Source organism: Kocuria carniphila (assembly GCF_004136555.1).
Classification (GTDB): Bacteria; Actinomycetota; Actinomycetes; order Actinomycetales; family Micrococcaceae; genus Kocuria; species Kocuria carniphila.
Map to the genome: position 1 here is coordinate 1 of NZ_NOIT01000019.1, position 12530 is coordinate 12530.

At 64.9% G+C, this 12530-nt stretch carries 12 protein-coding genes; 7 read left to right on the plus strand and 5 right to left on the minus strand.

Annotated elements, in window-relative coordinates; genetic code table 11:
• Positions 1-244: 244 nt before the first annotated feature.
• From EWV37_RS13335 to EWV37_RS13365, 7 genes are all read left to right on the plus strand, one after another.
• Positions 245-886: a DUF305 domain-containing protein gene (locus tag EWV37_RS13335; RefSeq protein ID WP_110123104.1), complete on the plus strand. Its 642-nt coding sequence runs from the start codon at positions 245-247 to the stop codon at positions 884-886.
• Between the two features lie 239 nt (positions 887-1125).
• A complete protein-coding gene (locus tag EWV37_RS13340) occupies positions 1126-1740 on the plus strand; it encodes a recombinase family protein (protein WP_129702152.1) in 615 nt (204 codons plus the stop codon).
• Between the two features lie 242 nt (positions 1741-1982).
• Positions 1983-2975: a zinc-dependent alcohol dehydrogenase family protein gene (locus tag EWV37_RS13345; RefSeq protein WP_129702154.1), complete on the plus strand. Its 993-nt coding sequence runs from the start codon at positions 1983-1985 to the stop codon at positions 2973-2975.
• Between the two features lie 374 nt (positions 2976-3349).
• Positions 3350-4288, plus strand: a complete 939-nt coding sequence (locus EWV37_RS13350) for an NADP-dependent oxidoreductase (RefSeq protein ID WP_129702156.1) — start codon at positions 3350-3352, stop codon at positions 4286-4288.
• A 60-nt stretch (positions 4289-4348) separates the two neighbouring features.
• A complete protein-coding gene (locus EWV37_RS13355) occupies positions 4349-5362 on the plus strand; it encodes an SDR family oxidoreductase (protein ID WP_129702158.1) in 1014 nt (337 codons plus the stop codon).
• Positions 5363-5412: 50 nt separating this feature from the next.
• The gene (locus EWV37_RS13360; RefSeq protein ID WP_129702160.1) at positions 5413-6537 is read left to right on the plus strand and encodes an NAD(P)-dependent alcohol dehydrogenase; all 1125 of its coding nucleotides are present in this window, start codon (positions 5413-5415) and stop codon (positions 6535-6537) included.
• Between the two features lie 142 nt (positions 6538-6679).
• Complete coding sequence (locus EWV37_RS13365; RefSeq protein ID WP_129702162.1) at positions 6680-7423, plus strand: SDR family oxidoreductase; 744 nt, start codon at positions 6680-6682, stop codon at positions 7421-7423.
• Positions 7424-7812: 389 nt separating this feature from the next.
• On the opposite strand, the gene EWV37_RS13370 is transcribed toward EWV37_RS13365, so the two are convergent.
• From EWV37_RS13370 to EWV37_RS13390, 5 genes are all read right to left on the minus strand, one after another.
• Positions 7813-8112 carry a glycine betaine ABC transporter substrate-binding protein gene (locus EWV37_RS13370; RefSeq protein WP_338032830.1) on the minus strand — a complete coding sequence of 100 codons (300 nt, stop codon included), beginning with the start codon at positions 8110-8112 and terminating at the stop codon, positions 7813-7815.
• Positions 8113-8154: 42 nt separating this feature from the next.
• Positions 8155-9192 carry a phosphogluconate dehydrogenase (NAD(+)-dependent, decarboxylating) gene (gene gnd / locus EWV37_RS13375; RefSeq protein ID WP_238663274.1) on the minus strand — a complete coding sequence of 346 codons (1038 nt, stop codon included), beginning with the start codon at positions 9190-9192 and terminating at the stop codon, positions 8155-8157.
• Positions 9193-9496: 304 nt separating this feature from the next.
• A complete protein-coding gene (locus EWV37_RS13380; RefSeq protein WP_129702164.1) occupies positions 9497-9826 on the minus strand; it encodes a metal-sensitive transcriptional regulator in 330 nt (109 codons plus the stop codon).
• Between the two features lie 101 nt (positions 9827-9927).
• Positions 9928-10161 carry a YHS domain-containing protein gene (locus EWV37_RS13385; protein WP_129702166.1) on the minus strand — a complete coding sequence of 78 codons (234 nt, stop codon included), beginning with the start codon at positions 10159-10161 and terminating at the stop codon, positions 9928-9930.
• 31 nt (positions 10162-10192) lie between these two features.
• Positions 10193-12523 carry a heavy metal translocating P-type ATPase gene (locus EWV37_RS13390; protein ID WP_129702168.1) on the minus strand — a complete coding sequence of 777 codons (2331 nt, stop codon included), beginning with the start codon at positions 12521-12523 and terminating at the stop codon, positions 10193-10195.
• Positions 12524-12530: the final 7 nt, after the last annotated feature.

The window sequence follows — 12530 nt, forward strand, 5'->3', positions numbered from 1 at the left end:
CCACGCGGAGCAGCCTGCTCGAGCATTGACATCAATTTCCAGATAGAAATCCCTCTACAAAACTCGGGGCTTGACAACTGACCTGCTCCCAACCTGAGCTGGACCGGGGTCTCGACCCCAGGGCGCTGCGTGGAAGACACCTTGAGCACAACGGACACGTCCTCAACGCCCCGACGGTACCCTGAGGGGGTAGTCCTATCTTGGACGCTACGTCAGATACTTCAGTCGTGGAAAGGCTCCATTCATGACAGGAACACCACTACGGCGCCGCATCACCGGCTTGATTGCCGTTGCGGTACTGGGGGCCAGTGTGGTCTCATGCGCCGGACAAGACCAAGACGCCACAAACGCCCCTCAGACCGATATGGATGGTGTCGCAGTGACAGCCGGAGCCAATCAACCCGCAGAAGTCAACGAGGTGGACCTGCACTTTGTGGCGATGATGACACCACATCATCAACAAGCCGTGGACATGAGTGAGATCATCCTGACCGCCGAGGGCACCAGCGCAGCCACCGCGGACTTAGCCGACCGGATCAAAGTCGGCCAACAAGAAGAAATCGACAGCATGGTCGGCTGGGCTGAGCAATGGGACCAACACGACCTGATGGCACATCATGCCCCCCACATCGCCAATGGCATGATCACCCCAGAACAGCTGGACCAACTGGAAACACTTGCGGGCGAGGAAGCAGACACCCGATTTCTCCAGCTGATGCATTTCCACCACCAAGGGGCCATTGCCATGACCCACGACCAAATCGACAACGGCGGCTACCAACCTCTAGTGGACCTAGCCCAACAAATGATCGACATCCAAACCGCTGAGATGCACGAGATCGAACAACTCCTGGACGCCAAAGGTGAAAGCCTTCTGACTGAGTAACCAGCACGCTGCATCCAAGGCCACCACACGGGTATACCCTCTTTTACGCCTTTATCTATTCGTCGTGGCCAACCTTGGCCTCTAAGTGGTGCATTTAGGTAGCAACAAGTTCAGCGACGGCAGGCCGCCACATGAAGCTGCGAAAACCCGCCAAACGAAGTTAACAGTCACATCCCAGCGAGTTGGCGGCACCGGTGCTGTCACGTAAACGGTCGTATATGTGACGAACGGAGAGCGCCATGCTTGTCGGGTACACGCGGGTCTCGAAAGCTGACGGATCCCAGACGACCGACCTGCAACACGACGCCCTCATCGCCGCAGGCGTCGACCCCGAGCGGGTGTATGAGGATCGGGCATCAGGGAAGAAGGACGACCGGCCCGAGCTGACCGCGTGTCTGAAGGGACTGCGTGATGGGGACACGCTGGTGGTGTGGAAGCTGGACCGGCTTGGCCGGGACCTGCGCCACCTGGTCAACATCGTCCACGACCTCACCGAGCGCGGGATCGGGTTGAAGGTCCTTACCGGTCAGGGAGCCGCGATCGACACCACCACAGCTTCCGGCAAGCTGGTGTTCGGCATCTTCGCCGCCCTGGCCGAGTTCGAACGCGAACTGATCTCCGAACGCACCACCGCCGGCCTGGTCGCCGCCCGCGCCCGCGGTCGCACCGGTGGGCGGCCGTTCAAGATGACGCCCGCCAAGCTTCGCCTCGCCATGGCCTCCCTGGGCAAGCCCGACACCCACGTCGGAGACCTCTGTGCCGAGCTCGGCGTGAGCCGCCAGACCCTCTACCGCCATGTCTCACCCGCCGGGGAGCTCCGAGACGATGGCAAGAAAGTCCTCGCTCGACGGTAGAAGGAACCGAGCCCCGTCGGCGCCGTATACCGGCCCCGCCCCGCCGGTGACGAGGACAGGACGGACCTACCGGGACGGCCGCTCCCTCGCAAGCGTAGTAACGGGTGTTGATGCGCACCGTGCCTGTAGTTGGTTCCTTTTCGGGCACCTGCTTCGTGTTCTGCTTGCACGTACATCCCTGTACCGGGCTGCTCCGAGTTCCGGGAGTTGTCTAGCTTGACGTCCTATGGAAGCGTGGGCCCATGACGCGAACAGTTCGATTTCATGAAACCGGTGGCCCGGAAGTCCTCAGGCTGGACGAGCTGGAGGCACCCGTCCCCGGCCCGTCTGAAGTGGTCATCGACGTTGCGGCTTTGGGCATCAACAGAGCTGAAGTGGACTTCCGGAAAGGCGAGTACGTCGTCGATCCTGTACTGCCCTCCGGGATCGGCTATGAGGCAGCTGGCACGGTGAGAGAGGTCGGGTCTGACGTCGATCATGTCGCAGTAGGGGACGCAGTCAGTGTGGTGCCAGCTTTCCAGCTGACCGAGTACGGAGTCCACGGAGAGGTCGTGGTGGCTCCCGGTCACGCCGTGGTGAAGCATCCCGCCGATCTGAGCTGGGAGGAAGCCGCTGCGGTCTGGATGCCGTATGTGACCGCGTACGGCGGGTTGATCGACATCGCGGGTCTGAGTGCCGGCGAAACGGTCCTGCTCAATGCGGCTTCGAGCAGTGTCGGGCTCGCAGCGATACAGGTCGCCCGATCTGTCGGCGCGACTCCCGTGGCTGTCACGCGTACAGCCGCGAAGCGTCAGGCACTGCTCGATGCCGGTGCCAGCTTTGTCATCGTGACTGACGAGGAGGATCTCGTCTCACGAGCGCGGGACCTGACCGACGGCACCGGGGCCCGGGTTGTCTTCGATCCGGTGGGAGGTCCCGGATTCGCTGACTTCGCGGCCGCTGCTGCTCCCCACGGAACCATGATCCTGTATGGCCTGCTCAACGACGAGACCACCCCGCTGTCGGTCCCCGACGTGCTGGGCAAGTACCTCACCGTCCGGGGCTATCAGCTCTTTGAGGTCACCAACGACGAGGCGCGTCGGCGAGCTGCCGTCGATTTCGTGCTCCGCGGTCTGGCTGACGGATCGTTCCGGCCCGCCATCGACAGAACGTTCGCTTTGAACGAGATCGCGGAGGCGCATCGATATATGGAGGCGGGAGGGCAGGTCGGAAAGATCGTCGTCACGGTGCCCTGAGCCTTCGGCCCTCACGGGCCGGCCGGCGCAATCGGGACACCGAGCGGTCGGTCGACCGGTCCGTTCAGTGCTTCGAGATGCTCTGTGCCCGCGATCGGTGCGGCGGCAGGAAAGGTGTGCGGTGTGACTGCGGACAACTCGGGGGACCTTCGCCCCGGTCTGCGGCCGGGGCTGGTCAAAAGGACTTCACGGCTGCATCAGGGGCGACCTCTGGACCGAAAGGACCCGTCGTGCCGCGTCGTTCCGTCGACCCAGCGGTCCCCTCAATCTGGTGAACGATCAGTCTGGATACGCGTGACAGACGGTCGCAGTGACGTAGTAGCCCGCGTACGCTCGAACCAGACGTAGTTCTTCAACGCTAGGAGGTCTTTGCCATGCGAGTAGTCGGATTTCATCAGCCAGGTGAGCCTGAAGTGCTGGAGGTCATCGACCTTCCCGATCCGTCGCCGAGCGAGGGTGAGGTCCGGATTCGCGTCCATGCGGCGTCCGTGAATCCGACCGACACGTCGCTGCGCAGCGGCAAGAGCATAGGCAGCAGCGATGAGGAGCCCGGAGTGCACGTGCCCGGGATGGATGCCGCCGGCGTGCTCGAGGAGATCGGAGACGGCGTTGAGACCGATCTCAGTGTTGGCGACCATGTGATGGCAATCGTCACCCCCTCCGGGACCCACGGCGCCTACTCGGAACACATCGTTGTGCCCATCGAATCGGTCGCCCTCGCACCGCGCGGGTTCAACCACGTCCAGGCGGCCACGTTGCCGATGAATGGGCTCACCGCCCGCCTGGCACTGGACACCCTCGCACTTGAGGCGGGGAGTGTGCTCGCGGTCACCGGAGCGGCCGGAACGATGGGCGGATATGCCATTCAACTGGCGAAGAAGGACGGTCTGACCGTTGTCGCCGATGCCAAAGAGGACGACGAAGAACGCGTCGCCGGACTTGGAGCCGATCTCGTGCTTCGTCGGGGAGATGAGTTCCCTCGGCTGCTCCAAGAGCAGTACCCCGACGGTGTGAACGGCGTGATCGACGGTGCGCTCATGCTCGAGAAGATCGTACCGGCCGTTCGCGACGGGGGCACCATCATCACGGTGCGCGGACACGACGAACCGGCTGAACGGGACATCACGTTCAAACCCATCTGGGTCGCCGACTACTCCCGAGCACCCGGCAAACTCGATGCGCTTCGTCAGCATGCCGAGGACGGCACAGTCACACTTCAGGTGGCCGACACCTTCCCCAAGGACCAGGCACCTGAGGCACACCGCCGCCAAGAGGCGGGCGGCGTCCGGGGGCGACTCGTCCTGGAGTTCTAACACCCATAACATCACGGACTTGTGCAGGCTTTCAGGCGTGTCAGATCGAGGAATACAGACATGAAACTAAAACCCTTGAATGAACAAGTGGTCGTAGTTACCGGCGCATCGAGCGGAATCGGTCGCGAATCTGCGATCCGTCTGGGCAAAGCCGGAGCCAAAGTGGTCGCGGTCGCCCGTGGCGAGGACGCGCTTGCGTCACTCGTGCGCGAGATCGAGAGCGCCGGCGGGGAAGCGATCCACGCAGTGTGCGACGTAAGTGACTTCGAACAGGTGCAGAAGGTCGCCGACCTCGCCGAGGAGCAGTTCGGGCGTATCGACACCTGGGTTAACAACGCCGCGATTCTCATCTACGGCAAGTTCTGGGAGATCACACCGGAAGAGTTCCGTCGGGTGATGGAGGTCAATTACCTGGGACAGATCCATGGCAGTCTGGCCGCCCTGCCCGCGCTGCGACGTGCTGGCGGTGGCGCGTTGATCTCCGTTTCCTCGGTTGAGAGCATCGTGTCCCTGCCGTTACACAGCGCCTACGCTGCCTCCAAACACGCCGGGGAAGGGGCCATGGACGCGTTGCGCCGGGAACTGATGGCAGATGGCATCCCGATCTCTGTCACGAGCGTGAAGCCTGGTGTCATCGATACCCCGTTCTTCACCAACGCGCGCAACAAGCTCGATGTGATGCCGAAGGCTCCCCCGCCTTTTTATGATGTGTCGAGCGTCGCCGACTGTGTGGTCTACGCCGCCGAACACCCGGTCCGGGATCTGCTCGCCGGCGGAGCCGTCAAGCTCCAAGCGATGATCCAGGCCGTCGCCCCAGGTGTTCTTGACGTGGCTATGGCGCGCTTCGCCATCCCGGCCTCGCGCACGGACAAGCCTGCAACGAACGTGGCAGGCAACTTCGATGCTCCCACGAACGACGCCCGCAGCCGGGGCGGACTACCCAGACCCGGACGCCGGAGCACCTACACCTGGCTGGCCACACACCCGCGGGCGAAGATGCTGGCCGCTGGCGCAGTAGCAGCGGCCGGTGTGCTGGCATTCGGCCGCCGCAACTCAGGCACAAAGTGTCGCTAGGTCCACTGTGGACCGGGACGCGGAGACAGTTCGAGTACTGAGGAGATGACATGCGTGTACAGGCCGCGATCATGGAAAAGAAAGACAGCCCGGAGGGTCCCTACCAGGTCGGCATCGAAGACCTGGAACTCGAGGGACCGCGTGCCGACGAGGTTCTGATTCGCGTGACCAGCTGCGGGGTCTGCGGAACCGACAGGCATGTATTGCACGACGAGATGCCCATGAACCCGTATCCCACGCCCAGTGTATTGGGTCATGAAGGCGCCGGTATCGTCGAGGCGGTTGGTGAGGACTGCACGTTGGTGGAACCCGGCGATCGCGTCGTCATGGGGTTCCCGTTTTGCGGTCAGTGCGTGCACTGCCGCAGCGGCCGCCCGATCTACTGCCTGGAGGGTGAGCAACTCCGATACAAGGGGTACCGCTTGGACGGCTCCACCCCTTTCCAGCGCCTGGACGGATCTCCGATATCCGGGCGGTTCTTTCAACAATCCTCGTGGTCGACCCACACCATCGCGCTCGAACGCCAACTGGCCAAAGTCCCCGAGGGCGTCGACCACGACCTGATGGGCCCGCTCGGCTGCAGTATCAGCACCGGCGCCGGCACCGTGCTCGAAGAGCTGCAGCCGCGACCCGGCACCAGCATCGCTGTGTTCGGCGCCGGCGCCGTGGGGCTCGGTGCCATCATGGCCGCCCAGCTCACCGGCGCCGTGACGATCATCGCGGTCGACACGGAGCCCAACAGGTTGGAACTGGCACGCGAACTCGGCGCCACCCACACCCTGGTCTCAAGCGACGACACGATCGACGCGGTGCGTGACCTTACCGGCGGCGGCGCGGACTATTCGGTCGAGGCCACGAACCGGAACCTCATGGTCGAAGCCGTCGCCGTGCTGGGCGTGCACGGCGTCTGCGGCGCAGCCGGGGCCTCCAGGCCGACGGACAAGATGGACCTGTATCACCAGGACATCGTGGAGTACGGCAAGCGCATCGTCGGCGTCCTAGGGGGCGGTGGCCCCGCACCGCTGAACCTGGAGTATCTGATGAATCTCCATGCACGAGGCCGCTTCCCCATCGATAAGCTCATCCGCTTCTACGACTTCGCCGACATCAACCAGGCGATCCAGGACAGCGAATCAGGCCAGGTAGTCAAACCCGTCCTGCGCATGCCCGCCTAGGCGGGCAGTGGCCTGTGGAGCGGACTGTCAGTCAGCCTCGAGCGCAGTTGGTTTATGTCCAGCACGTTCAACGCCTATTGACCAGCAAAAGGGCTTTCGTGAACGTGTGCCAGAGCACTATGCGCAGACGAAAGGATCAAGAATGAATCACCTCGACGCCAAGACCATCATCGTCACCGGTGCCTCGGCTGGCATCGGAGCAGTTACATCTAAGGCCCTCGCCGCAGAAGGCGCGAAAGTCGTTGCCGTCGGCCGCAATGTCGATCGACTCGACTCTTTGGTCGCTGAGATCCGTAGCGCTGGCGGCGAAGCGACCAGCTACGCCACCGATGTCACTGTTCGAAAGAATACCGCCGAGTTGGCCCAGTTCACGCTCGACACGTATGGAGCGATCGACATTCTGGTCAACAACGCCGGGCTGATGTTGTTCTCTCAATGGTCCGATCTCGCCGTCGATGATTGGGACAAGATGATCGACACGAACGTCAAGGGCTACCTCTACATGATTGCCGGCGTCCTTCCGACGATGCTCGAACAGGGCTCCGGCCAGATCTTGAACATGGACTCCATCGTCGGCCACCGCGCCGATCCCTCCGCAGGGGTTTACAGCTCGACGAAATTCTTCATCCAGGCGATGACCGAGTCGATGCGCAAGGACCTCGGCGTGAATCATGGCATCCGAGTGAGCACGATCAGCCCCGGTGTGATCAACACCGAATGGGTGGACAAGGTCAACGACCCCGAAGGGCGCAAGGCTGCAGAGGAGATGAACAAGGTAGCGATCGATCCAAGCGATGTCGCCTCTGCCGTCGTCTACTCGCTGAACCAGGCTGAGAACGTCACCGTCAACGACTTGATCATCTCCCCCACCCGGCAGGACTGGTGAGCCGGAGGTCGATCTGTGGGCGGGTCGGCGTTTCCATGATCACCTGATCGGCGGGCTCGTCTCGCGAGTAAACGATCTCATCGTCGGGGCCGTCCGGCCCCGTGCATGATCCGCACGCCGGGAAGGACGGGACCTTCGACCTTCGCACCCGTCGACCAGCACCCCTCATCGTTGCAGCCCTCGCATTGGACCTGATCAACGAACCCCTTCGCCGACCGATGGGAAGCGGCTGCCGGGACTGGACCGAACGCCTCTGGGTTCTTCCCGATGAAGGATCGGCTTACGGAGCGTCAGCCAGCGCGGCCTGGCCGCATCCCCAGATGCGGAGACCTCCAACGGAGCATCGACAGAACCCCGGTCCCGTGAAGGCGAAAGCCACACCACCGGGCTTAGCGTGTGCAGAGGACTTCGGGTATACGTGCAGTCGACTTCGGACACTGACAGCCGCCGTCGTTGATCGGCTCGAAGGATTCGGGCACGCAGCCGTACTTCTCCTCCAGGCCGTCGAGGCCGTAGGCGCGCTCGGCGAACTCGGGCGGACCCGCGATCACCAGCTCCCCGCACACCTCCGCCAGGTCCGCGATGCTCGTGAGCCCGTACTGCTCCGCGGTCCCGGAGGTGACCACCATGGCGTCCTTGTTCTCCGCCGCGGCGCAGTCGATCCAGCAAGGCTGGGGTCGTGGTGGCACCGTGGGGTGCAGTTCCAGCCGGCCCGTAGGGAACGGCCGGGCTCACTGCTCCGAGGGGTGCGCCGGCTCCTCCCCGGGAGCGGACTCGACGTGCTCGGGGGCGGCGTCCACGTCCCGGACCGTGTGCCCGCCGAACTGGTTGCGCATCGCCGCGATCATCTTCATCGCCGGGGCCTCATCCTGCCGGGAGGCGAAGCGGGCGAACAGGGCGTTGGAGATGTTGGGCACCGGCACGGCGAGGTCCAGGGCGGCCTCGACCGTCCACCGGCCTTCCCCGGAGTCCTCGGCGTAGCCCTTGAGCCGGTCCAGGTGCTCGTCCTCGTTCAGGGCGTTCACTGCCAAGTCGAGCAGCCACGACTTGATTACTGATCCTTCGCGCCAGGAGTTGAACGTCTCCCGCACGGAGCGGACGTGACCGGCCGCCTCGAGCAGTTCCCAGCCCTCGGCATAGGCCTGCATAATCGCGTACTCGATGCCGTTGTGGACCATCTTCGCGAAGTGGCCCGCACCGTGCTCGCCGGCGTGGACGAAGCCGAATTCGCCCGCGGGCTTGAGGGAGTCGAAGATCGGCTGCACCTTGGCCACGGTGCTTTCGTCCCCGCCCACCATGAGAGCGTAGCCCTGGGTGATCCCCCACACACCGCCGGAGACTCCGCAGTCCAGGTACTCGATGCCCTGGTTCGCCAGTCGCTCCGCGCGGGGGCCGTCGTGAATCCACCGGGAGTTGCCGCCGTCGATGATCACGTCCCCCTTGCCGAGCACTCCGGCGAGCTCGTCGATCACGGTGTCCACCACCGTGTCCGGCACCATGATCCACACGACGCGGGGCGTGCTGTCGATTTGCTCCACCATGGCGGTGAGGTTTGCGGCGTCGGAGAGCCCGGGATCGGTGTCGAAGCCGACCACGGTGTGCCCGGCCTGGCGCAGCCGCTCGCGCATGTTGCCGCCCATCTTGCCCAGTCCTACGAGTCCCATCTGCATGGTGCGCTCCATCGTCGGTTGTGCGTCGTCCGGACGGGCATCGGTCCGGAGGGCTTCGCCGCGCAGGGGCAGTCCTTCTCCGCCAGGCGCAGCCGTCACGGGCCTGCCCGCCCCTGGGTGCTCCACACGGTCTCACGGTCCGACCCTGGGGTGCACCTGGTACTGGAGGAAACGTTCTGGTCGGCAACATGGCCGGGATGCTCTGATCAGGGTCTCGTACCGTGGCGAACGCTAGAACATGGCAGCAGGATTTCTGGAGAGGCCTACGCCGTCGTGAATCCGTTTGCCGGGCTGCCGACTCTTGTCGCAACTATTGGAATGGATCTATGCCAAGGCGATCGCATCTTTGCCGGTCGCAGTTTTGATCGTATCCCGGGAAGAAGTGGGCGGGGTCGGCTCTGTGTCAGGAGCGTACGAGGCGGCCGATGGCGTCGGAGGCTTCTTTGAGTTTGGCCTCGGCAGCGTCCTCGCCGAGTTGAGCGGCGTCCAAGACGCAGTGCTTCATGTGGTCGTCGAGCAATCCGAGTCCGACGTTGCGTAGTGCGGAGGTTAGGGCCGAGATCTGGGTGAGGATGTCGATGCAGTACTGTTCTTCGTCGACCATCCGGTGGATGCCTCGGGCTTGGCCCTCGATGCGCTTGAGGCGGGCGAGGTAGCGGTCCTTGTCGCTGATGTAGCCGTGGGTGGTGTGGCACTCGGTGTCGGTGGCCTCGGGGACAGGGGTGGTGTCCATGGTGGTGTCTTTATCTTTCTGTGGGTGTCGTAGGGGCCGGCGGCTCCGGGCCGGCTGTGGAGCTGGTCCGGAGCCGCCGGCCCAAGGAGTACTGAGTAGGGTCAGGCGGCCGCGTACCTGGCGGGGTCGGCGTCGAAGGCGGGGCCGCAACCGGGGCAGCAGAGCCAGTATCGCTGGCCCTGGTAGTCGCGGACGAGCCCTGCGGCCTCGGCGTCGGCCTTGACGACCTGGTTGCCGGGCATCACCGGGCACTCGGCCGTCTCGTCGCCGGAGACCCCAGTTTGGTGGCCGTTCGCGAGCCCATGGTGATGAGTGTGCTCGTCGTGGTGGCACATAACGGTTGTTCCTTTCGATCGGTGGGTGGGTTCAGGCCTCGACCGGTTGCCGCGTGCGGAGGCGCGGGGCCGCCGATGACGGCTGTTGATTGATTGCCTGGCTGGTGAAGGAGCGCAGGCGCAGGCTGTTGGTGACCACGAAGACGGACGAGAAGGCCATGGCAGCCCCGGCGAGCATGGGGTTGAGCAGTCCGAAGGCGGCCAGGGGGATGGCCGCGGTGTTGTAGGCGAAGGCCCAGAACAGGTTCGTCTTGATCGTTCTCAGCGTGCGTCGGGAGAGCCGGATCGCGTCCGCGGCGGCCCGCAGATCCCCGCGCACCAGCGTGATGTCGGCGGCCTCGATGGCCACGTCGGTGCCGGTGCCCATGGCCAGGCCGAGATTGGCCTGGGCCAGGGCGGGAGCGTCGTTGACGCCGTCACCGACCATCGCCACGGTCTTGCCCTGCTCCTGGAGCTTCGCGATGACGTCGACCTTGTCCTTCGGGAGCACCTCGGCGATGACCTGGTCGATGCCGACCTCTGCGGCGACCTGGGCGGCCACGGCCTGGTTGTCCCCGGTGAGCAGCACCGGTGTCAGGCCGAGCTCCTTGAACTGGGCGATGGCTTGGGCGCTGGTGGGCTTGACCTCATCGCCGACTACGAGGATGCCGCGTGCTTGCCCGTCCCAGCCGACCGCCACCGCGGTCTTGCCTTGGGCCTCGGCGGCCTGCTTGGCCTGGCGCAGTTCGTCGTCGAGGTGCTGGGCCCATTCGGCGAGCAGGGCCTCCCGGCCGACCAGTACGGCGTGGCCCTCGACGATGCCCTGGACCCCGAGGCCTTCAATGTTCTTGAAAGTCTCCGGTGTGGGCAGGTCTCCCACCTCAGCGGTGGCACCGGTGGCGATGGCCTGGGCGATGGGGTGCTCGGAGGCGTTCTCCAAGGCCCCGGCCAGGCGCAGCAGCTCGGCCCGGTCCACGCCGGGGGCGGGGATCGCCTCGGCGAGGGTCATCTTGCCGGTGGTGACGGTGCCGGTCTTGTCCAGCACGATCGTGTCGATCCGCCGGGTGGATTCCAGCACCTCGGGTCCTTTGATCAGCACGCCCATCTGGGCGCCCCGGCCGGTGCCGACCAGCAGCGCGGTCGGGGTGGCCAGGCCCAGGGCGCAGGGGCAGGCGATGATCAGCACCGCCACCGCGGCGGTGAAGCCGGCCGCAAGGGGGAACCCGGCGCCGATCCACGCACCGAGCGTGGCCACGGCGATCGCGATCGCGATGGGTACGAAGACGGCCGAGACCCGGTCGGCCAGACGCTGGATCTCGGCCTTGCCGGATTGGGCGTCCTCGACCAGTTGGGCCATCTGCGCCAACTGCGTATCCGCACCGACCCGTGTGGCGGCCACGACGAGCCGGCCGCCGGCGTTGACGGTGGCACCGGTGACTGCGTCCCCTGCGGTGACCTCCACCGGTACCGACTCACCGGTGAGCATGGAGGCGTCGATAGCACTCGTGCCGGAGACGATGACCCCATCGGTGGCGATCTTCTCCCCGGGGCGCACGATGAACTCATCCCCCACGGCCAAATCCTCGATGGGGATGCGCTGTTCGCGTCCCTCGCGCAGGACAGCGACGTCCTTGGCCCCAAGCTCCAGCAGGGCGCGCAGGGCCGCCCCAGCCCGGCGCTTAGAGCGCTTCTCGAAGTAACGCCCGAGCAGGATGAAGGTGATCACACCCGCGGCGACCTCGAGATAGATGTTCCCCAGCCCGTGGGAGGGGGAGATGGTCAGCTCGAAGGGGTGCACCATCCCGGGCTGACCGGCAGTGCCGAAGAACAGTGCCACGATCGACCACAACAGGGCCGCAGTCGTGCCCATCGAGATCAGGGTGTCCATCGTCGCCGTGCCGTGGCGCAGGTTCAGCCACGCGGCCCGATGGAAGGGCCAGCCGGCCCACACCACCACGGGCGCGGCGAGCACGAGGGAGGCGAAGCCCCAGTAGTCGAACTGCAGGGCGGGAATCATCGCCATCGCAATCACCGGCACCGCGAGAACCGCCGCCCCGATCAGACGCTGCCGCAGGGTACGCAGCTCGACGTCCTCCGCCGTTGCCTCCTCGGCCACTGCCACACCGGGGTCGGCCTGCCGAGGTGCTGGTAGCGCTGCGGTGTAACCGGTCTTCTCCACCTCGGCGATCAGCGCCTGCGGGTCGTAGCCGGCCGGGGCACTGACGCGGGCCTTCTCCGTGGCGTAGTTGACGCTGGCGCTCACGCCCTCGAGCTTGTTGAGCTTGCGCTCGATCCGGTTGGCGCACGAGGCGCAGGTCATCCCACCGATCTCGAGCTCGACGTCGGTGCCCAGTGACTGCGGCTGGGCCGAGGATGCAGACATGCGGTGC